The 19,815-nt window shown below is 62.0% G+C and carries 26 protein-coding genes and 1 tRNA gene; 13 read left to right on the top strand and 14 right to left on the bottom strand.

What is annotated here, in order from left to right; all coding sequences use genetic code 11:
* Positions 1-207 precede the first annotated feature (207 nt).
* The gene (locus tag ACFVSI_RS04245) at positions 208-945 is read right to left on the bottom strand and encodes a hypothetical protein (RefSeq protein WP_387820056.1); all 738 of its coding nucleotides are present in this window, start codon (positions 943-945) and stop codon (positions 208-210) included.
* Positions 946-1,188: 243 nt separating this feature from the next.
* Here ACFVSI_RS04245 and ACFVSI_RS04240 point away from each other — a divergent pair, with 243 nt between their 5' ends.
* Positions 1,189-1,650 (top strand): phage tail protein, encoded by a 462-nt coding sequence (locus tag ACFVSI_RS04240; RefSeq protein WP_387820054.1) that lies wholly within the window; start codon positions 1,189-1,191, stop codon positions 1,648-1,650.
* Positions 1,651-1,677: 27 nt separating this feature from the next.
* Here the strand turns inward: ACFVSI_RS04240 and dnaB are convergent, their stop codons facing one another.
* Positions 1,678-3,060 carry a replicative DNA helicase gene (gene dnaB, locus ACFVSI_RS04235; RefSeq protein WP_144660393.1) on the bottom strand — a complete coding sequence of 461 codons (1,383 nt, stop codon included), beginning with the start codon at positions 3,058-3,060 and terminating at the stop codon, positions 1,678-1,680.
* A gap of 589 nt (positions 3,061-3,649) precedes the next feature.
* Here dnaB and ACFVSI_RS04230 point away from each other — a divergent pair.
* Both ACFVSI_RS04230 and ACFVSI_RS04225 read left to right on the top strand, forming a co-directional pair.
* A complete protein-coding gene (locus ACFVSI_RS04230; protein WP_387820221.1) occupies positions 3,650-4,123 on the top strand; it encodes a hypothetical protein in 474 nt (157 codons plus the stop codon).
* 7 nt (positions 4,124-4,130) lie between these two features.
* Entirely contained in the window at positions 4,131-4,706 is a 576-nt protein-coding gene (locus ACFVSI_RS04225) for a hypothetical protein (RefSeq protein WP_387820053.1), read from the top strand.
* Here ACFVSI_RS04225 and ACFVSI_RS04220 read toward each other — a convergent pair whose 3' ends face one another.
* From ACFVSI_RS04220 to ACFVSI_RS04205, 4 genes are all read right to left on the bottom strand, one after another.
* Positions 4,707-5,069, bottom strand: coding sequence for a zf-TFIIB domain-containing protein (locus ACFVSI_RS04220; protein ID WP_387820051.1), 363 nt, complete (start codon positions 5,067-5,069; stop codon positions 4,707-4,709).
* Positions 5,070-5,118: 49 nt separating this feature from the next.
* On the bottom strand, positions 5,119-5,742 hold the full coding sequence (locus tag ACFVSI_RS04215) for an FMN reductase (RefSeq protein ID WP_144660386.1): 624 nt from the start codon (positions 5,740-5,742) through the stop codon (positions 5,119-5,121).
* A 101-nt stretch (positions 5,743-5,843) separates the two neighbouring features.
* Positions 5,844-6,923 (bottom strand): alpha/beta hydrolase, encoded by a 1,080-nt coding sequence (locus ACFVSI_RS04210; protein ID WP_387820048.1) that lies wholly within the window; start codon positions 6,921-6,923, stop codon positions 5,844-5,846.
* Between the two features lie 67 nt (positions 6,924-6,990).
* The gene (locus tag ACFVSI_RS04205) at positions 6,991-7,503 is read right to left on the bottom strand and encodes a GNAT family N-acetyltransferase (RefSeq protein ID WP_387820046.1); all 513 of its coding nucleotides are present in this window, start codon (positions 7,501-7,503) and stop codon (positions 6,991-6,993) included.
* Between the two features lie 48 nt (positions 7,504-7,551).
* On the opposite strand from ACFVSI_RS04205, the gene ACFVSI_RS04200 reads away from it, so the two are divergent.
* Positions 7,552-8,802 (top strand): CaiB/BaiF CoA transferase family protein, encoded by a 1,251-nt coding sequence (locus tag ACFVSI_RS04200; RefSeq protein WP_387820045.1) that lies wholly within the window; start codon positions 7,552-7,554, stop codon positions 8,800-8,802.
* Positions 8,799-9,749 (top strand): hydroxymethylglutaryl-CoA lyase, encoded by a 951-nt coding sequence (locus tag ACFVSI_RS04195; protein ID WP_387820044.1) that lies wholly within the window; start codon positions 8,799-8,801, stop codon positions 9,747-9,749. The genes ACFVSI_RS04200 and ACFVSI_RS04195 overlap by 4 nt, the downstream gene beginning before the upstream one ends.
* Here the strand turns inward: ACFVSI_RS04195 and ACFVSI_RS04190 are convergent.
* Positions 9,746-10,210: an SRPBCC family protein gene (locus ACFVSI_RS04190; protein ID WP_387820042.1), complete on the bottom strand. Its 465-nt coding sequence runs from the start codon at positions 10,208-10,210 to the stop codon at positions 9,746-9,748. The two genes, ACFVSI_RS04195 and ACFVSI_RS04190, sit on opposite strands and share 4 nt — an antisense overlap.
* A 193-nt stretch (positions 10,211-10,403) precedes the next feature.
* On the opposite strand from ACFVSI_RS04190, the gene ACFVSI_RS04185 reads away from it, so the two are divergent.
* Complete coding sequence (locus ACFVSI_RS04185; protein ID WP_387820040.1) at positions 10,404-11,285, top strand: hypothetical protein; 882 nt, start codon at positions 10,404-10,406, stop codon at positions 11,283-11,285.
* A gap of 20 nt (positions 11,286-11,305) precedes the next feature.
* Here the strand turns inward: ACFVSI_RS04185 and ACFVSI_RS04180 are convergent, their stop codons facing one another.
* Positions 11,306-12,223: a diacylglycerol/lipid kinase family protein gene (locus ACFVSI_RS04180; protein ID WP_387820039.1), complete on the bottom strand. Its 918-nt coding sequence runs from the start codon at positions 12,221-12,223 to the stop codon at positions 11,306-11,308.
* Positions 12,224-12,397: 174 nt separating this feature from the next.
* Here ACFVSI_RS04180 and ACFVSI_RS04175 point away from each other — a divergent pair, with 174 nt between their 5' ends.
* The 3 genes from ACFVSI_RS04175 to ACFVSI_RS04165 are packed head-to-tail and all read left to right on the top strand — an operon-like array spanning position 12,398 to position 14,834.
* Positions 12,398-12,604, top strand: a complete 207-nt coding sequence (locus ACFVSI_RS04175; RefSeq protein WP_262276643.1) for a hypothetical protein — start codon at positions 12,398-12,400, stop codon at positions 12,602-12,604.
* 30 nt (positions 12,605-12,634) lie between these two features.
* Complete coding sequence (locus ACFVSI_RS04170; RefSeq protein ID WP_387820038.1) at positions 12,635-13,303, top strand: ATP-binding cassette domain-containing protein; 669 nt, start codon at positions 12,635-12,637, stop codon at positions 13,301-13,303.
* 1 nt (position 13,304) lies between these two features.
* Positions 13,305-14,834, top strand: coding sequence for a DUF6297 family protein (locus tag ACFVSI_RS04165; RefSeq protein WP_387820036.1), 1,530 nt, complete (start codon positions 13,305-13,307; stop codon positions 14,832-14,834).
* Between the two features lie 9 nt (positions 14,835-14,843).
* Here ACFVSI_RS04165 and ACFVSI_RS04160 read toward each other — a convergent pair whose 3' ends face one another.
* Positions 14,844-15,695, bottom strand: coding sequence for a PhzF family phenazine biosynthesis protein (locus ACFVSI_RS04160; RefSeq protein WP_387820035.1), 852 nt, complete (start codon positions 15,693-15,695; stop codon positions 14,844-14,846).
* A gap of 58 nt (positions 15,696-15,753) precedes the next feature.
* Here ACFVSI_RS04160 and ACFVSI_RS04155 point away from each other — a divergent pair, with 58 nt between their 5' ends.
* Positions 15,754-16,176, top strand: coding sequence for a DUF1801 domain-containing protein (locus ACFVSI_RS04155; RefSeq protein WP_387820033.1), 423 nt, complete (start codon positions 15,754-15,756; stop codon positions 16,174-16,176).
* 135 nt (positions 16,177-16,311) lie between these two features.
* Here the strand turns inward: ACFVSI_RS04155 and rplI are convergent, their stop codons facing one another.
* The 4 genes from rplI to rpsF all read right to left on the bottom strand — a co-directional run bounded on the left by rplI (position 16,312) and on the right by rpsF (position 18,078).
* Complete coding sequence (gene rplI / locus ACFVSI_RS04150) at positions 16,312-16,764, bottom strand: 50S ribosomal protein L9 (RefSeq protein WP_018778531.1); 453 nt, start codon at positions 16,762-16,764, stop codon at positions 16,312-16,314.
* A 17-nt stretch (positions 16,765-16,781) separates the two neighbouring features.
* On the bottom strand, positions 16,782-17,021 hold the full coding sequence (gene rpsR / locus ACFVSI_RS04145) for a 30S ribosomal protein S18 (protein WP_003800144.1): 240 nt from the start codon (positions 17,019-17,021) through the stop codon (positions 16,782-16,784).
* A 128-nt stretch (positions 17,022-17,149) separates the two neighbouring features.
* On the bottom strand, positions 17,150-17,722 hold the full coding sequence (locus tag ACFVSI_RS04140; protein ID WP_387820031.1) for a single-stranded DNA-binding protein: 573 nt from the start codon (positions 17,720-17,722) through the stop codon (positions 17,150-17,152).
* Between the two features lie 50 nt (positions 17,723-17,772).
* A complete protein-coding gene (gene rpsF, locus ACFVSI_RS04135) occupies positions 17,773-18,078 on the bottom strand; it encodes a 30S ribosomal protein S6 (protein WP_377546624.1) in 306 nt (101 codons plus the stop codon).
* 239 nt (positions 18,079-18,317) lie between these two features.
* Between rpsF and ACFVSI_RS04130 the strand changes: the two genes are divergently transcribed.
* A complete protein-coding gene (locus ACFVSI_RS04130) occupies positions 18,318-18,656 on the top strand; it encodes a YnfA family protein (protein WP_387820028.1) in 339 nt (112 codons plus the stop codon).
* Between the two features lie 98 nt (positions 18,657-18,754).
* Here ACFVSI_RS04130 and ACFVSI_RS04125 read toward each other — a convergent pair.
* Positions 18,755-18,837: transfer RNA gene (locus ACFVSI_RS04125), tRNA-Leu, on the bottom strand.
* Between the two features lie 116 nt (positions 18,838-18,953).
* Here ACFVSI_RS04125 and ACFVSI_RS04120 point away from each other — a divergent pair.
* Together ACFVSI_RS04120 and ACFVSI_RS04115 are read left to right on the top strand one after the other, a co-directional pair.
* Positions 18,954-19,115, top strand: coding sequence for a hypothetical protein (locus tag ACFVSI_RS04120; protein WP_387820027.1), 162 nt, complete (start codon positions 18,954-18,956; stop codon positions 19,113-19,115).
* On the top strand, positions 19,108-19,779 hold the full coding sequence (locus ACFVSI_RS04115) for a DUF1345 domain-containing protein (protein ID WP_387820025.1): 672 nt from the start codon (positions 19,108-19,110) through the stop codon (positions 19,777-19,779). The genes ACFVSI_RS04120 and ACFVSI_RS04115 overlap by 8 nt, the downstream gene beginning before the upstream one ends.
* Positions 19,780-19,815 lie beyond the last annotated feature (36 nt).

Here is a 19,815-nt window from a genome sequence, read left to right as displayed (position 1 = left end):
GCATGAAGAACCAAAACAGGAAAATCAGGGCCAGCATGAATAAGGCAAACACTGTCGGCTTAGGTATGAGGCCCCCCGTTGCCCAGTTCAAGAGCCAGTGACCGGACCAAAACCCGCCCGTGAACGCTAGATACACATACGCCCTTCCTGCGAAGGTGCGCGGAGTCATGAGTCGCGATCCGTCAGGCATCATCCCAACTCCCATCATTATCCACAAGCATTGTTCCAATTAATGCCCACGCCGAATGCCCAAAAACCGGCGCCACAGGCCGCTCCCCCGATACCTGCACTCATCGCACCCACAGCGCCACATATGGCGCCGGTAGCCGCTGCGTAGCCACCTGCGGCCAGCCAGCCTTGCCAACAGGACGGACCTGACCAACCTGCCGTTGTCACGGTCGGGGAGCTTGTCATTGCCAGTGCCGGCTTGGCCGTCCCGGGCTGATTCTTCGTATTTATCTCAACAGCCTGCTTGCCTTGGTCGTCGACTACGACATTTAGCGATTTGCCCCGGATATTGACAACAAACTCGTCGACCTGCGCTTGGGTGAGGACAGCCGCGAGCCCATCAATGCCGCCAGCCTCGACGGAGCCGGCTTGAGAAACCAAAAAACCGGAAAACTCGGGACTTGCCTTCAACGTCTCGAGTCTTGTTGCAAAGCCTACTGCGTCCTTCTTCTTGGCCTGCTTAACCAACGTCGCTACCGGTATGCCCTTGGGGTCATTTACCCTATCGGCATTCACGCCCTGATCGCTCCTGTTTCTCGAGTCATGGCCTGTCAGCGTCACGCTGACAACATCCCCCCGATCAGAGTTTGCCGGCAAACCGGACATTCCAACCCCTACGGAATATGACGACGCAGCAATCAACGCAGCGATGCCAACTCGGAGGCCCAACTTAGACACTGTGCTGTTGCCACCAAACATTCCCAACCAATCGTTCACAAAGCACCTCTCTCCATAGGAGTCCCCCAACGAGGACCGTCACCCGAACTGGGTAGACAGTTGTTAAGTGACTGACGCGGGCGAATATGACGCCGCTTACTCACTCAACTCACTGTCGCGGTGGTGCTGTGCTCCACGACTAACCGCGTCTAGCGTCGGTCACGGCCTGGCAACGCGTCGTTCGATTGGTCCGGGCCACCCCATCAGTAGCATTGGTGCAAACACGCCGGACCAGGAGAGCTGATGCCTTATACCGTTGACTTCAAGACCGTATCCACAGTTGGACTTGAGTCCTCACCCGTCGCCGAGGCCGCTGCCGGGCTGCGTGCCAACGAAGCCCGCTATTACAAGAACAAGTACGACCACGACTTCACGGTGAGCCCCGCCGAGGAGCTCCCCGAGGTAGTGGACAGGGTGAGCCGGATCCTTAAGGAAGAACGCGACATCGTGATCAAGTCCAAGCCGCTGGAAGCCACGGCTTTCCAGGTGGAGGACCTGCAGATGGCATACGTGTTCTACGAGTCCGGCTTGTCGATCAATGTCATGTACAGCACGGGCGAAGGAAAGCGGGCGGTGGGCTTCAAGCTCGCCGACGGAATGGACGTCCCCGAGGAGCTGGACTCGAAGTTCAGGTTCGCCCGCCAAAAGTCGAAGCTGGCCGGAACGATCCGTGGCTCCTACTTCGTGATCAAGGGCGAGTACTGAGCCTGCATCCAGCAGCTTGAAGCGGGCCTAGAAGCCCCCACCACCGGTTTCGCCAGCCATGTTGGCGAATCGTGAGTAGTGACCCTGGAAAGCCACAACGATGTCCTTGGTGGGACCGTTACGGTGCTTTGCAATGAGGATGTCGGCCTCGCCCGCACGCGGGGATTCCTTGTCATAGACATCTTCACGGTGAAGCAGGATGACCATGTCGGCGTCCTGCTCGATGGAGCCGGATTCACGAAGGTCGGAGACCATGGGCCGCTTGTCCTGGCGCTGCTCAGAACCACGGTTCAGCTGTGACAGGGCGATCACGGGTACCTGCAACTCCTTGGCCAGCAGCTTGAGAGCACGCGAGAACTCGGAAACTTCCTGCTGGCGGGATTCCACTTTTTTGCCGGAGCTCATGAGCTGGAGGTAGTCAAGGATGACCAGCTTGAGGTCGTGCTGCTGCTTCAAGCGGCGGCATTTGGCCCGGATCTCCATGAGCGACATGTTGGGGCTGTCATCAATGAAGAGGGGAGCATCGTTCATGCGGCCCATGGTGGTGGCAATCTTGGACCACTGTTCGTCCTTGATGGTGCCCTTGCGGAGGTCCTGAAGGCCGATGGTGGCTTCTGCGGAGAGAAGACGCATCGCAATCTCGTTCCGGCCCATTTCCAATGAGAACATGACCGTGGCCAGGTTGTTCTTGATGGCAGCGGAACGGGCAAAGTCCAACGCGAATGTGGACTTACCCACAGCAGGACGGGCTGCGATAACGATCATCTGACCCGGGTGGAGGCCGTGCGTCAGTTCGTCGAGTTCGTAGAACCCGGTGGGGACGCCCGTCATGCCTTCGCCGCGGTGCCCCGAAGCTTCGATTTCGTCCACGGTGGACTCCATGACGTCCTTCAACGCCACGTAGTCCTCGGCCGTACGCTTTTCAGCAACTGCGTAGACCTCGGCCTGTGCCTGGTTGACGAGATCTTCCACCTCGCCGTCCTGGCCGTAGCCCATCTGGACGATCTTGGTTCCAGCATTCACCAGACGGCGAAGCACGGCACGCTCGGCCACGATTTCCGCATAGTATCCGGCGTTCGCCGCGGTGGGGACGGTCTGGATGAGCTCGTGAAGGTAGGCCGGCCCACCGATCCGGTTGATCTCGCCGCGCTTGGTCAGTTCGTCGGAGACCGTGACGGCGTCAGCGGGTTCGCCCCGGCCATAGAGGTCGATAATGGACTCGTAGATGGTCTCGTGGGCCGGACGGTAGAAGTCGTGCCCACGGACGATCTCCACGACGTCCGCGATTGCGTCCTTGGACAGCATCATGCCGCCGAGTACGGATTGTTCAGCAGGGATGTCCTGGGGAGGCTTCCGGCTCGAGTCCGAAGCGCGAGTGCCCTCGATTGAGTCCAAGTGCGTAACTGACAAAGCCGTCCTCCAAATATGTACCGCTGCAGAGATGTACTCCCTGGCGGTCGCAAAGCGCGGTGTGTGGCTACGTCCGCCGGGTTTCCTCTGACAGTGCCAGCCAGCCCCGACAAAATAGCGGTATCCACAAGTTATCCACAGTGCCTTCCTTGAGCCCGTCACGGGTTGTGACTTTTTGGCGGGCCTGGAAACTCAATGCGGGTAAATGAGTGCCCAAAATGGACACTTCAGACACGTTACAGCAGGTGGCAGATCGCCCTTGTGGATAACTTGTGGAATACCACCCCAACGTTGTGCACAGACTGTGGGCTACTCTGTGGATAGAGAAATTCTTTTGGCAGCATTAAGGCTCTGACCTGCGAAAACGCTCCTCACATGCTGTGGACTGAAGAAAGTTTTTCCCACAAATCATCCACAGCCGTGTCGATTCCCAGGTCCGTCGAGACGTCCAAAAGCGGTATAAACATGCCGCAAATGTGATGGAACTTACATTCAACGCTCCAATTTGACACTCCGCTCTCAGAAGTCTATGCCGGCCGTGGAATGTGCTGTGGATAACGCACTTCTGGCATAAGCTCTAAGCATGGGGATGAACTTTGGTGACGTGCTGACGATTGCCCTTCCGTTGCTCGTCCTCCTGGGCCTGCTGTGGGCACTCTCCGCGGCCTTCAGACCGCGGGATACGGGCATGTCGGACGCCGAAAGATACCAACGCGAACTCGCGGCCCGTTCCGCCGCGCACCAGGCCTCCCAAGTACAGCAGGCGTTGGCCCTTCGAGCCCGCATCGAAGCCACTACCAAACCGAGCCAGAACGCAGCCCAACACAGCCAGCATGCGCAGCCGAACAACGCGGCAGTCCAGGCACAGACCGGACGGCCACCGGTTGCCAATCAGCCAGGCCAGCAGCCCGCGGTCCTCCCCAGCGGCCAGCTCAACCCCCAGCTCGCCCTTGAGCTGCAGAACCTGGTCCGCAGCGGGAAAAAGATCGAGGCCATCAAAGTTCTTCGCCAAGCCACCCATTCAGATTTGCTTACCGCCAAGAACTACGTAGATCGGCTCTGACAACGCCATGGATTCCATCCTTATCCCGCTCCTGATCCTCATTGCGGTCGTCGCGGGAGTGCTCCTGCTTATTCATTCATTCACCAAGCGCTCCGCGGAAACGAAGGAAATCGCCCAGGCAACGCGTGTCCCCAAGGATCCGGTGGAACTAGCCAGGGAGTCAGCAGCCAAACTCAACCAGGAGCAGCACCGCCAGCTGTATTCGTTGATAGCCCAGGGCCAGGGCATGGCCGCCATCAAGCTCTATCTGCAAGCCACGGGAGAAGGACTTCGTGCCTCGCGCAACGCCGTGGGTGCCTTGGCAGCGCACCCCCAGCCGTTCACCCCGGAAACTCCGGCCAAGGATCTGCTCGCCGATGATGATGACGAGCCCGAGCGCTTCCCCTACCGGTACAGGGCGATCGTGAGCAAGGGCGACGTGACCCGTGAAGTCAGCAGCAATATGCTCAACGACGAAATCTACGGCCGGATCCGTACGCTGGCAAAGAGCGGCGATGTGGAGGGCGCGGCACTGGCTTTGACCCGCCACTCGGATATCAACATCAAACAGGCCCGCGAATTCATCGAGCTTCTGGACGAGTGACTAAAAGTCGAAGAGGTCGCCCAGGAAGCCTTCCTTCTTCTTCCGCTTACGGCCGTATTGGTCCCGGTCACCCCGCCGCTCATACTCGCGCCGATCGTAGTCCCGGTTGTAATCGCGCCGCCCCCTGTCTTCATACCGCGATTCTTGGGGGCGGGACTCGAAGGGGTTATAGAGGGGCGGCGGGGCGATCGGAGGCTGGGGCGCCGGCGGGACAGTGCGCGATGCCGAAGGGCCGGTCTCAGCCGCTACGCGGTCGATGATCTTGTCGAGCTCGCCGCGATCCAACCACACGCCCCTGCATTTCGGGCAGTAATCGATCTCCACGCCGCTTCGTTCGCTCATCACCAGGTCAATGGAATCCACAGGACACTTCATGCTTGCCCCAACGACCCAACCTGGGTAAAAGTTCGGACTACCTGCCTGCCGAGATCCCGGCGAGCAGCTGCTCAAACGGCAGCGACTCAAGAACCGGAGCCTTGCGGCCGGGCTGGGGGCCGCTCAGCAGTTGCACGAGTTCACCGGCTGCCCGGTCCACCCGCGACGACAGTGGCGAGCCGCCGTCGTCGTTTCCCCAGTCCTGTGGTCCCGCGAAAACGGCGGTAGCGGCAATCCGCGTCCGGAGATACGTGAACAGCGGGCGCATGGCGTAGTCCAGGACCATCTGGTGGCGGTCGGTGCCGCCGGTAGCACCGAGCAGAACCGCCTTGCCATCCAGCGACTTGGGATCGAGGACGTCAATAAACGATTTGAACAGGCCACTGTAGGAAGCGCTGAACACCGGGCTGACAGCGATGATGGCGTCGGAATCCTCGACGCCGGCAATCACCTCCGCGAGGCGAGGAGCCGCATAGCCGGTGACGAAGTTGTTCGCGATGTCCACGGCGAGGTCGCGAAGTTCGACGACGTCGATCCTCGCCTCATAGCCTGCCGCACGCAGTTGCCGCTCGGCGGAGGCGGCCAGCTGGTCGGCCAGCAGACGGCTCGACGACGGCACGCCCAGTCCGGCGGAAAGTACGGTGATGCGGCGGGTTTCCATGGCGTTTCTCCTGTTGCTCGTTCATTCAGTTTACATGCGTTTGCATCTAAATCAATGAACAGGGGCAGCAGGGAAAGTATTCCCGGCGTACCGCAGGAGGATTAAGGACGCCGCGCGGCGTGCGCAGACAGGAAATCGAAAGTCTTGTCCCTCGCCTCGCGGGCTTCGGCGAAGTTCAGATGGAACTGGTACTCGTGCGGCAACTCAGGTTGGTGGGTTGCCGGCCAAAACAGCTCAGTCACGGGCACTCCGGCATCTTTGAGCCGGTTGCTGTAGGGCACCGATTGCAGCCAGGTGAGGCCGTCACCGTTGCCGCCGCTGATAAAGGTCGGCGGGAAGTCGGGGGTGACAAAGTCGATGGTGGACATCGTGGCCCCGGCATAGGTTGCGGACCAATCCTTGGTGCCGGTGTAAGCCCACAAGGCAGTCTTGAAACCCCACGCCACAATGCCGTTCAGGTCCGCCATGGCCCGCAGGTCGTAGACGCCGCAGTGCAGGATGGTTGCAGCCAGTTCGGACTTCTGAAGCGCGGGCTGAATTCCCATGAGGTTGGCGTACTCGGGGTTGACGGTGAGCGTTGTCATCTGGCTGGCCAGCTGGGCTCCGGCGGAATCACCGGCAAGGACGATGCGGCTGGGGTCCACAGTGAGCTCGGCAGCATGCGCCTTGATATAGGCCAGGGCTTCGTTGATGTCCCGGACAGCGGTGGGGTATGTGGCCTCGGGCGCGATCGGATAGCTCATGCCGATGGTGGTGTAGCCCTGGTCGGCAATGATCTGGAGGTACGGATTGACGTCGCGCTGTGCTCCGGAAATCCAAGCGCCTCCGTGAATCCACACCACAGTAGGTAGCGGCGCCGTCGTCCCCTGGGGACTGAAGACGTCAAAGGTGGACCCCGGCTTGTACTCCACCCCCATCCGCGTATCCAGGGGAGTAGCGGGAACGTAGGGCGTCATTTCATCGATGGTCGCCTGGGCTCCCCGTTCAAAAACACTGCGGATCAGCAGTGCCGACGGCCAAGGAGTGGCGGAAAGGGCCAACGCCACAACCAGCACCACCAAGATCGCCAGCTCCAGCTTGCGCAGCCGCGAGGAGCGCTTTCGCCGGGCCTTGGCCGGCACTTCCACCCGTGTCGGCGCGGAATTCCTTGCACTGGTTTCGATCGAATCCAACGGCCCCATCACACACTCACTCCCCCGGTCGGCGCATCCCTGGACCCATGCTACGGCCGAGGGCCGCCGCCTGAGGTCAGGACGGTGACCGCGCCGCCGCGAGCAAGACTCCCTTGCCGCCGTCGAATGTTACGCCGTGAAAAGCCGATCCCCGCGCGACCTCATGGAATCCCCACTGACGATGCAACGCCAGTGAAGCCTCATTGCGCGCGTTCACGACGCACCACGCAGTGTCGGCCCGCCGCCAGATCCACTCAAGTCGCGCAGAGGTCAGTGCAGCCGCGAGTCCGTGCCGTCGCAGATCAGGCACCACCGTGACGCCGCCCAAGTACTGCCCCGCCGGCGCTGGACCGTCGCCGACCCCATATTGGTGCGTTTTCGCCCAGCCGACGACGGCGGACCCCGATCCCGAGGTCATGTCCGGTTGCGCCTCGGCCACCAAAACCAGGCGCCCGTCGTCTGTTATCGCAGCACCTAATTTTGCTGCGAAAGACTCCGCCCCGGCCTCTGACAACCGTCCGGACATGATCTCCACGGTCACAATGCCGGGAACATCCGTTTCAACCGCGGGACGGATGGCGAATCTCATGGGCCTAGTCTAGGTTTGCAAAAGGGGGCATCCGCACGGAAGAGGACCATGACACAGCAAACCATCGCTCCGCTGGACGGCGTCCGCGTCCTGGAACTCGGCAACTACATCGCCGCGCCCACCGCAGGACGGCTGTTGGCAGATTTCGGCGCCGAGGTCATCAAGGTCGAACGGCCCGGAACCGGCGATGAACTGCGCAACTGGCGTCTGCACAAGGGCACAACCTCCATGCTGTACCGCACGCTGAACCGCAACAAGAAGTCCGTGGTCCTGGACCTCCGCACGGAGGCCGGCAAGCGGGCCGTCCTGGATCTGGCGGCAAAATCAGACATTCTGCTGGAGAATTTCCGCCCCGGCACGCTCGAAAAGTGGGGCCTGGGTCCCGAGGTTCTCAACCAGGCCAACCCGGACCTCGTGGTGACCCGCATCTCCGCCTTCGGGCAGACCGGGCCACTGTCCGAGCGTCCCGGTTTTGCCGCCGTCGCCGAAGCCTACGGAGGATTCCGCAACCTGGTGGGCGACCCCGACCGCGCACCGGTGCGGGTCGGCGTCTCCATCGGAGACTCGATCGCGGGACTCTACGCCGCCTTCGGTTCCGTAATGAGCCTGTACCAGCGTGAAGCACGACGCCGGGACTCGGCTGGCGCTGTCCCCCTCACCGAACGCGTCATTGACGTTGCCCTGCACGAGGCTATGTTTTCCATGATGGAGTCGCTCATTCCCGACTACCAGGCCTACGGCGTGGACCGCCAGCGGGTCGGGGGCCGGATGGAGGGCATCGCCCCCTCGAATGCTTACGTCTGCAAGGACGGCGCGAGCATTGTGGTGGCAGGTAACGGCGATTCGATTTTCCAGCGGTACATGCAGACCATCGGCCGTCCGGACCTTGCGGCTCGCCCTGATTTGCAGAGCAACGCGGGTCGCTGGGCCGCGCGTGAGGAACTGGACCACGCGATCGGCGAATGGACTGCCACGCTCCCGCCGGCTGAGGCACTGGCCGCCTTGGAAGCTGCCGGTGTTCCCGCGGGACCCATCTATACCGCCGCGGACATCAGCAGCGACAGCCAATACGCCGCCAGGAACATGATCCAAAAATTCGACGTGTCCACAGGCGAAGAAACCCTCACCGGCGTTGGCTTTCCCGGCGTGGTTCCCGTTATCGGTGGCGAGTCCTTGCCGATTCGCAACCTCGGGCCTGACCTGGGCGAAAACACCCAGGAGGTTCTCGGCGGGCTGCTTGGCATGAGCGAGAGCGAGATCAACGATGCTTCCGGCCGCGAGGGAGCTGTTCAGTCATGATCCGTCCTGAAGGGCCCGTGGCCGCAACCCTGGGCAACGCCATTCTGCGGGACGTCACCCTTCGCGACGGCCTCCAACTGACGGGCAAGCTCCTTTCGGCGGAACAGAAGGTCCAGATTGTTCGCGAGTTGCTGCGGCTCGGTGTGCCGGCGATCGAACTTGGCTCCATGGCCCGCCCGGACCTGGTCCCGACGATGGCCAACACCTTGGAAGTGGTGCACGCCCTGACCCCGGCGGAACTCGAAAAGTGCTGGATCTGGGTAGCAACCCCGGGCCATGTTGCGAAGGCCGCAGCCGCCGGGGCGCGCAATTTCCAGTACTGCCTGTCTGCTTCCGACTCCCACAACAAGGCGAACATCGGCCGCACAACCGATCAAAGCCTCGCAGCCCTGCCCGAGGCCATCGAGTACGCGCGCGCAGTAGACGGCCATATCCAGCTCTGCATTGCAACGTCCTTCACCTGCCCGTTCGAGGGCCAGGTCCCCGAAGAACGCATCCTGGCCATCGCCAACGACCCCCGCGCCGAGGGCACCACCGACATCGTCATCTGCGACACCTTGGGACAGGCGGTCCCGGCGCAGGTCTCACAGCTGATCACCCGCGTGCGTACCGAGTCGCCTTCCCGTCGCATCGTCTATCACGGTCATGACACGTGGGGATTGGGCGTGGCGAACACCCTCGCGGCCATCCAAGCCGGGGCTGAAATGGTGGACGGAGCGCTTGGCGGCCTCGGCGGATGCCCCTTCGCCCCCGGCGCCAGCGGAAACACGTCCAGCGAAGACATCCTGTTCGCAACGCGTCCTCACTGGCTGACGCCTGAAATCTTTGGCGAACTGGTGGTGCTTTCGGAACATTTACTGCAGGAGCTCGACGAGCCCAACCGCTCCAAGTCGGCCCAAGGCGCACGGTCCAAAGCAGAGGCCTTTGACTGGGTACTGCGGCCCTAAGCCCCGCCCTGGCGATACGACCTGCCCGCGCCGCCCACTGCCATTAGTTCCAAGCGCCTGAGGGTTTCGCGGTTCCGGACAGCGATAACGGGATCACGCAATTTCTTGGGCACCAATTTGCCGGGGCCCCGCACGGCATCCTCAGCGATGGAAACCCGGCTTTGGGAGCCACCGAGGTCTTCCAGTGTGATGAGCACCTTAGCTTCGCCCAACGGCCAACCCCTCGCCAGGAGTTCAAGCTTGCGTTCCGGTTCGACCGCGATGACGCGGCTGCTGTCGTCGATGAGGAATGGCCAGGATCCCACGGAATGGTGAAGGCGGGAGCCTTCGGCCGGCCATTGCTCATCAACGGAGCGGATCCTTGAGGCGCCCACTACCCAGCCTGAGTACAGCCACCCCTCCTGGATGACTTTCCAAACATCTGCGGCAGGGGCCTTGAACAACTGGGTCACGGTGGCCATGTGGAACCTTTCTGCGCAGGTGGAGGATTGGGGCGCCTCCTTAAGCTAAGCATGCTTATGGTTTAGTTGCCAGAGTCTCCCGCCATCATGAAGCCGGCTTGCTGGCCTTTCGTGGCCAAACTCCATGGGCGGAGTTGGCAGGTCTGCGTGAGCGACATCGTACCCGCGCACCGGGGGCGCCTACACTGATCGCATGGTGTGCCGCAGAAGGCGCGTCCTTGCGTCTTGCATGGTCCTGGCCACGATGCTGCCTGCCCTGTCCGCCTGCAGCTCAAGCGCCCCGGCCAACCCGCCATCGTCCGGCAGCAGCACTGCGCCCATTACGGTGGAAATCAACCAATCCCGTGACCAGTACGGGAAGCAAGCCATCCAGATCCAGTTCACCAACACCACTGACGATGCCCTGACGGTGACCGGAGCACGGGTCCGTTCACCACTTTTCGACGGCGACATACTCTGGCAGCGCTCCGGGAACGGCCTTGAACTGCCGCCCCGGCAACCTAAAAGCGTTCCTGCGGCACTGCCGGCCGCGTCATGTGGAGCCGCACAGAACGGTTCCAGCCAGGCAACCCTTGAGTTCGCCGCACCCGGTAAGGAAGCCAGCGAAGAGGTGACGGGCGCAGCCGATCCCTTCGGCATACTGGCCAGAAACTCAGCCGAGCTGTGCATCGCGGCCCAAGCCGCCGCCGTCGCCACGATGGCGCTGGACCCCGAACTGAAGGTGGCCGCGGACGGTCGGACCGCCGTCGTGCGTCTTTTGATCTCGCCGGCCACGCAGGCCGGGGAGGTACGCAGCTTCACCCTTGAATCGATCGACGAGACCACGTTGCTTGCCCAGTCCCCCACGGATCCATGGCCAAGGAACGTCATCGTGGGCGCGACCCAGCAGGAACTGGCCCTGACCATCCGGCCAGCACGATGTGATCCGCATGCCGTCGCCGAAGACAAGGTGGGTACGCTCCTCCCGCTGCGGGTGAGCGTGGGAGAGCGCCAAGGCTTGATAAAAGTGGCCGCCTCAACTGACCTGCGTGGACGTATCTACGACTTTGTCACCGCCGCTTGCGCAAACCGTTGAACCCAGGCGGTCCGGGTAGCCTAGCCGAGCGTCGCCAAGGCTCCTTCGGCGCACTCCACCTTGACCTTGACGTTCGCATCCACGCTCTTCACCTCGCCGTCCATCTGATACGGCAGTGGCTTGAGGGTGGTGAATTCATAGCTGCTGACGCTCGGTTGGTCGCCGAGTCCCTGGGTGGTGGCCTTGAGCGCCTTCAAAAGGACCCGCCACTTGGGCATATGCGGGAAAATGATGACCTCGAACTTGCCATCGGACGGGTGCTCATCGGCGTCGCTGAGGGTGGCGTACTTGGCCATCTCACGGATATTGGCGAACACCAGGCTGTCGAACTTGTGACGCTTCCCGTCCGGCAAACGAACTCCGAAAGGCTCAAATTTGGAAAAGGTCTGAATCACAGTGACCATTTCCTTGAGGGCTCCTTTGCTGCCCTTTTCCAGTTCGGTGGCAACCACAGGGGTCAAGCCGAAGCCTATGTAGGAATGCGCGTACTCAAGCGGTTCGTCCTCCTTTTGGCCAGTATGGATCCTGAGAAGGTCGATGTTGTGGACCCGACCTTCGGCAATGGCTTCTTCCAAGGGCTTGGTGGCGATGATCCTGCTGTGGTCGTTGGCGTTGCCGGCAGCCCGCACAGCGCACACCGCCCGGGGATTTCCGGCCTGCATCACGCCGTTGACAACCTCGTTGTAGCCGCCGTCGCCACTGACGGAAACCACCAGGACATCGCCGCCCTTAGCGGCGGCCTCCCGCGCCAGGTCCACGGCGTGTCCGGCATGCTCGGTGGGTTGGAGGATGAGCTCAGGTTCGTAACTGAGAATTTCCTTCAGCCGCTGGTGCAATTGCTGCGCAAGCTCCGGCGCATCCCCTGTGCTGTTGGGATTAAAGATGATCACGATCGACTCAAAGGTCCGGGCAGAATCCACGATGTACTCCTGATTCATTGCGAGGTCCCTTATTCAGGCGGCTGTTTCCCTCGGAAGTTCCCATAGTATTCGCAACCCAGAGGGGTTTCGGATAAACGGCGAACGTGGAACGATGAAATCGGGTTCCCATTTGGGAATCTGCCTCAACCAGCTGGGTGCGGCGTGATGCTGCGGCAGCAGTGTGGAAATCCCATGGACTCACGCCAGACAGCACGAATACTCGTCCTCGAGCATGAGATCACCCTTGACGATTTATGGGCGTGGTACTGGGCCAACGGCGGCAACGCCGGGCTGTGGGACTTCGACGCTTATCTCTTCGGGATTCTGGAACGCGACCCCTTCGATCTGAGAATCCTTGGCTGGGCGATGGAGGACCTCGAGGCCCACTCACTTCTCTGAGTGCCGTAGGCGCGCCGGTAGGGTTGCATCATGGGGACTGTACTGGAAGCCGAAAACCTGCTGGTGGGATATGCCGGATCTCCGGTGTGCGGCGAGGTGTCGGCAAGCGTGCGGGCCGGTGAGATTCTGGGAATTGTCGGCGTCAACGGTGCCGGGAAGTCAACAGTAGCCCGGACCATAGCGGGTCGTCAGGCCGCCCTTGCCGGCGACGTGAAGGTCCATGGCCTTCTCATCGATCCCGACGCCGTACCGTTCCGACGGGAGGTCTCCGCTGTCTTCGACGACGATCTTTTCTTCCCTTCGCTGACTGTCCGGGAACACTTGCTTCTCGTCGCCCGCGGACACTCCGTGGCGGATCCCGAAACGCGGGTCGAGGAAGAACTGGAGTTCTTCGGCTTGCAGGGACGAGCCCACGCGATTCCCGACGCCCTCTCGTCCGGGCAACGGCGCAGGCTGCTGCTTGCGGCGGGGCTGATCCGTCCTTCGTCACTCCTGATTCTTGACGAGCCGGAGCAGCGGCTTGATCCCAAGATGCGCGTGGCCCTTGGTGAACGGATCGCTGAGCACGGCGGCGCAGTGGTCCTGGTGACGCACGATCCGGACCTGTTGCTCGCCACCGCTTCTTCGTGTTTGGTGATTGACGACGACGTCCGCGAATTCGATCCGCAGCAGGGAGCCTCGATCATTGCCGGGTCCTGACATGCTGCTGAGTGAAAGCACGACGCCGGGCCGTCACCTCTCGCGGGAGATCGTTCGTTTCACGCGACGATCGGTCCGCCGCTACAAGCGGAGCAGGGGCTCATGGAGCGAACGCTTTGTCGATGCGTACAGTTGGGGACTCGGTATTGCCGTTTCGCTGACCATCGCAGCCTCCTTCGTCCTTGCTCTGCGTAACGAGATCGCGGACCGCGCCTCCACCGGGAGCAGCATTATCAAGGCGCAATGGCTCGTCCTTCCAGCGCCCGTGCTGTGGACACTAGCGACGTACGCGGTCCTGTTGGTGGTGGCCAACCTTGCCCGCAGGCTCGGACCGATCACGGTCGGTGGACCCGAGAGCACCTGGTGGCTGTCCCTCCCCGTCGACCGCCGCCCCATGGTTCTGCCGCCTTTCCTCCGCAAGGCTGTACTAACGGGGGTGGGCCTTGCCGACGTATACCTGCCATTCAGCATCGTTACGGCCGTGGACCGTACCGGACCGGAGCACCTTCTTGCATCAGCGGCCGTTGGCGTCTCCGGGGTCATCGCGGTGGCCTTGGCGGCTTTCCGGCAGCTCGGTTTGCTTGGGCCAAGGCTTGGCCGGGTGGTGAGCGTTGCTGTGCTCCTCGCGTGCGCCGTCCTTCCCACGATCCCAGGGGCCCCATGGCCGGAAGCTTTGGTGGCGGTGGCCGCCGTCGTGCTCCTGGCCGTCGCGGGCCGACGCGCTGGTAGGGTGCGGGGTGAAGAGCTCATTCGTGGCGGGGCTGTGGCCGGCCACACCGGTGCTTCCCTGTTCATGATGGATTCCAACGAGGTACTTCGCGCGCTGGGTTCCGGGCGCAAAACGGTCGACGGCGGCAGGGCGGCAGGCTTCTTCGCCAGACCGGCGGGCGGCCCGCTTCGGGCGTTGATCCGGGCCGATACCGTGGCGTTTCTCCGGCTGAATCCGCCCTTGTTGGCTTCGTTGCTGTGGCTGGTCGCCTGCGTTGCCGTGCTGGTGGAAGGAGGACTCCCGGAGGTCGCGCAGCTGGCCATTATTGTCATAGCCGGGTGCGCGACAGCGTCGGGGATGGGGACCGTGGCCCGCAAGACAGCCCTCATTCCCGAACTCGATGCGCTGCTCCCCCTCCATCCGGCGCTGGTCCGCACCAGCCGGACCTTGATGCCCTGTCTGGCCATGGCCGCCTGGATGACAGTCCTAAGTGGGCTTCTGGTTTTCCTTGGTGCGTCCGATCCTGCCCTGATTGGCGTGGGTGCGCTGGCTGGTGTCGGGATGGGCGCCGGAACGCTCCGATCTGCCACCAAAGCCGTGCCGGATTGGTCGGCTCCCCCGGTGGACACGCCCTTCGGTCCCGTGCCCCGCGCGCAGATCGGCTCCCTGATGCACGGGCTGGACGTGACGATCCTGGCGATGGTTCCGCTGCTGGTTGGGCTCTACCTTGGCTACACTCCGTGGGCTGTGGCGCTGGCTCAGGCCCTGTTCAGTTCGGGCATCATACTTGTTGCAGTGCTGTCCAAGCCCAAGCGGGCGTGAAGGCCGGCCCTACAGGAGCACACGGCCTTCAATACAGGTCGCCGACGCTCCACCGATCCAGATATCACCATCCTTGGCCATGACGTGGATGCGCCCGGCCCTGCCCAGCACGGTCCCTTGTGCGGCAACATACTCCTCGGGCGCCCTACCGGATCCAATCAGCCACTGGGCTGCTCCGGCGTTGAAACTCCCCGTCACAGGGTCCTCAACCATGGCATCACCAGGAATGAAGGTGCGGACTTCAAAGTCGACGGCGGAACCTGGCTCGTGGGGGCCAATCACCCCGACCTTGAGGTCACCCATTGCGACGAAATCGGGATCCAAGGCCAGCACCTGTTCCGCAGACTCAAGGAGGACGCCGATCCACTGCGGGCCATTGACGAGCCACGATGCGTCGACAATAGCCGCCCCCGGGATACCCAGCCCCGCCGCGAGCTGGGCATGTTCAGCGTCGCTCACCGGGCCAAAGCGCGTCAGTGGCGGGGCAGCGAAAGCCAACCGACCGGCGTCGTGCTTCACCCGAACCAGGCCCGCACCGCACTCCTGAACCAGGACGCCCTCGGTCTTTGGCACTCCCCCGGACTGCAGCCACGTGTGCGCCGATCCGAGCGTCGGGTGCCCAGCGAAGGGGAACTCCTCGCTGGCGGTAAAAATCCTCACTTTGTAGTCGGCCGCCGGGTCGGTGGGAGGGAGGAGGAACGTGGTCTCCGAAAGATTGGTCCAATTGGCAAAGTGCTGCATGGCCTCGGTGCTAAGACCCTCGGCCTCCACCACCACGGCCAAGGGGTTCCCTCGATACGGCTGGTCGGAAAAGACGTCGACTTGGTGGAACGGGCGGAGGCGGAGGGCTTCTGGAGTCACCGGTGAAGGCTACCATCCGGTGCTGGCAGGCGAGGTGCCGGTCTGCGAGACTACGTGTATGGCAGAGAACAAAACCCAACCGACGGAGGCATCCGTCGACGAGTTTCTCAAGGCCGTGGAGCACCCTGTCCGGCGGGCTGACGGCTTGGAGCTGCTGGACATGATGCGGGATGTCACCGGTCAGGAGCCTGTCATGTGGGGCCCGACCATTGTTGGCTTTGGCAGCTACCACTACAAGTACGCCAGCGGGCGGGAGGGCGATGCTGCAGCCGTCGGATTCTCCCCGCGGAAGGCCAACCTGGCCCTTTACGGGCTCACTTACGGCCCCGATGCAGACCGGCTCCTCCCCGAACTGGGTAAACACAAAACCGGCGCGGCCTGCCTGTACATCAACAAGTTGGACGACGTGGATCGGGACGTGCTGGCGGAGATGATCCGCTCCGGCTACAACCACGTGCTGTCGGAGCTCCACACCCCCTGATCCCCCGCCCGCCGCGACTTGGCATTTAATGACAATGTTGGTGCCTGGGATTGTCATTAACTGCCAACTCGGCGCGCACAAAAAGAACCCCGCTACCGGGATCCGGCGGCGGGGTTCTTTGGATGCAGTCAGAGACTACTTGCTGGCAACGACCTCGAGGTCGATAACAGCGGAAACATCCTCGTGCAGGCGAACGTTGGCCTGGTACGAACCGACAGACTTGATGTGGTTCGGCAGTTCAACGTTGCGCTTGTCGATGGCGCCAAGGCCAGCGGCCTCAACAGCAGCAGCGACATCGGCCGGCTTGACGGTACCGAAGAGACGACCGGACTCGCCGGCCTTCACCTCGAGCTTGACCTTCTTGGAGGACAGAGCCTGGGCCTGTGCCTGTGCAGCTTCAACAGAAGCGTGGGCACGAGCAGCGCGGGCAGCCTTGATGGACTCAACCTGCTTCTCGCCACCCTTCGACCAGGTCAGGGCGAAGCCGCGGGGCAGCAGGAAGTTACGTGCGTAACCGTCCTTGACCTCGACAACGTCGCCAGCAGCACCGAGACCGGTTACTTCGTGGGTCAGAATGAGCTTTGCCATGTTAGTTAATCCCTTCCTTAGCCGCGGCCAGCGCCGGAGTAAGGCAGCAGAGCAACTTCGCGGGCGTTCTTGATTGCCTGGGCGATCTTGCGCTGTTCCTGAACGGTAACGCCAGTAACGCGACGAGCACGGATCTTTCCGCGGTCGGAGATGAACTTGCGCAGCAATGCTACGTCCTTGTAGTCGATGACAGTGATGTCAGCGGCCTTCAAGGGGTTGGACTTTGGTTTGGGCTTACGGAGTTCAGCCTTAGCCATCGTGGAGCTCCTTTTCTATGGAGCCCGTGGATATTGATCCACGGGATGGTGGTGTTCGACGGCGGTGATCGCCAGGGTGCCTTCAGGCAGTCCCGGCGAGCGTCCGGCGTCGGACTTTTGTTTGGTGTTTAGAAGGGAGGTTCGGAATCAGGGCCGTTGCCCCAGCCGCCAGCGTTGCTGACACCGGGCGTTGCCCAAGGGTCATCCTGCTGTTGTGCGGGCTGGTTGCCGCCCCATCCTCCACCGGAGTTGCCGCCACCCTGGTTTCCACCAGGAGTGCCGCCTCCAAAGCCACCGGAGTTGCCTCCGCCAAAGCCACCCTGTCCACCGCCGGAGCGCTGGGTACGGTTGACCTTGGCGTTTGCGTAACGCAAGCTGGGGCCGATTTCGTCGACCTCAAGCTCGATAACGGTGCGCTTTTCGCCTTCTTTGGTTTCGTAGGAACGGCTCTTCAAACGGCCGGAAACGATGACGCGCATACCCTTTGTGAGGGACTCGGCCACGTTCTCGGCTGCTTCGCGCCATACCGATGCGCGAAGGAACAGGGTTTCCCCGTCCTTCCATTCATTGGACTGGCGGTCAAAGGTCCGGGGAGTAGAAGCGATGGTGAAGTTCGCTACTGCCGAGCCAGACGGGGTGAACCGCAGCTCCGGGTCGTTGGTGAGGTTACCAATGACCGTAATAGTGGTTTCGCCTGCCATCTACTGCCTCCTTGTTCGTTCCTGCGGGGTAAAGATCTGAAAGGGGCTGATTACTCAGCAACAACCTTCTGGTCTTCGGGGCGGATGATCTTGGTGCGCATGATCGTCTCGTTCAGAGACAGCTGGCGGTCAAGTTCCTTGGCGGTAGCCGGCTCAGCGGTGAAGTTCACCACGGCGTAGATACCTTCGGACTTCTTCTTGATGTCGTATGCCAGGCGACGACGGCCCCAGATGTCAACCTTCTCGATGGTTCCACCATCGGTGGTGATGACATTAAGGAACTTCTGAAGCGACGACTCTACGGTACGCTCTTCGACCTCGGGGTCGATGATTACCATCAATTCGTAAGGACGCATATGTGAACCCACCTCCTTTGGGCTAAGCGGTTACGGTATTTCCGTAACAGGAGGTTCATTTGCGATGCTGTGCACCGCTCCCCGCCGAAGATTCGGAAGGAGGGCGTAACACAGACTTCAACATCTTAGTGCATCTCCTGCACTCAAAGCTATTCGAGCGGATCCACGGCGGAAACGGGCTACTTGCCCTATGTGGATAACCCCCGCAGGCAGGCGTCGCGGCAGGGAATACTGGAGCCATGACCATCGTGAAGTCCATCGTCCTCTTCGTCCTGGCCGCAACCGCCGAGATCGGCGGGGCCTGGCTGATCTGGCAGGCCGTCCGCGAAGGCAAGGCGTGGTGGTGGGCCGGACTTGGCGTGGTGGCCTTGGGAATCTACGGCTTCTTCGCCGCCTTCCAGCCGGAGGCACACTTCGGACGGGTCCTGGCTGCGTACGGCGGGGTCTTCATCGCCGGATCGCTGGCCTGGGGAATGCTGATGGACGGCTTCCGGCCGGACCGCTGGGATGTCATTGGAGCAGCGATCTGCATTTTGGGCGTCGGCGTCATCATGTTCGCGCCGCGGCCAGGTGCGTGAGGCCGGAGGTCGGTTCGGGCGGGCGTCCCACGCCGACGGGCGTCACACAAAACGACGAAAGCCCTGGAAGATCAACGACCTTCCAGGGCTTTCCTGTGTGCGCGGAGGGGGACTTGAACCCCCACCCCCTTTCGAGGACTAGCACCTCAAGCTAGCGCGTCTGCCATTCCGCCACCCGCGCAAGGTGATCAGGAGAAGCGCTTTCGTTTTCTCCTTGACAGCGACAAAGACAGTAACACGAACAGGGCCGATTCGCAGATTCCTGTCCAAAGGAAGGCACCCCGTTAGAGTGGCTGGATGGACGCCACCCCGTTGAACAACCTGGTCCTGACCATTGTTTTCGCCGCGATTGCCCTCTACACCCTGTACTTCGTGGTTCGTGCCGGGGTGCGGGATGGCATCCTGCAGGCATCGAAACTGACCGACAAGGCAGCCTCGCCCCGGACCCCCAATGACTAAGGCTGTGGAGAACACCAGGGTCCGGCGCAGCAGGCTGCGCTTTGTCGCCATGCTGGTGGCCGGCACCGCGACATTCCTCTACACCGGTATGACGGGGAGCTGGGTGGATGCCCCCGCGGTGGGCTGGGCGACTGCGGCGTTGATTTACGTGGCGTGGGTCTGGCTGGTGATCGCCCGAATGGATCCCGCCGAAACAGAGCAGCATGCCACCTCCGAGGACCCCTCGCGCGGGGTCACCGACCTCCTGATTCTCATCGCGAACCTGGCCAGTATTGCCGCTGCGGCGGCGGTGATCGTCAACTCCCACACTGAAGACAACGGGTCCCGGCTGTCTTCGGGAGCGCTGGCGCTGGTGTGCGTGGCACTGTCCTGGATGCTGGTGCAAACGCTTTTCACGCTGCGCTACGCCGAGCTCTACTACAGCCCTGCAAAAGACGCAGGAGGAGAAGTAGGCGGCATCAGCTTCAACCAGGAAAGACGTCCCCAGTACACGGACTTCGCCTACTTGGCCACCAGTCTGGGAATGACCTACCAGGTATCCGACACCAACCTGGAAAATCACCGGATCCGCGCCGAAGCACTGAAGCACAGTCTGCTCTCATACCTGTTTGGCACAGTCGTTCTGGCAGTCACGATCAACCTGGTGATTGGGCTGGCCCAGTAACCAGGAAGCCCCAATTCCCAGGCGGCCCGGAATGCA

It is taken from the genome of Paenarthrobacter sp. NPDC057981, assembly GCF_042886835.1.
Classification (GTDB): Bacteria; Actinomycetota; Actinomycetes; order Actinomycetales; family Micrococcaceae; genus Arthrobacter.
Note: the sequence above shows the minus strand (reverse complement) of the source record. Positions and strands in the feature narration are given on the sequence as shown.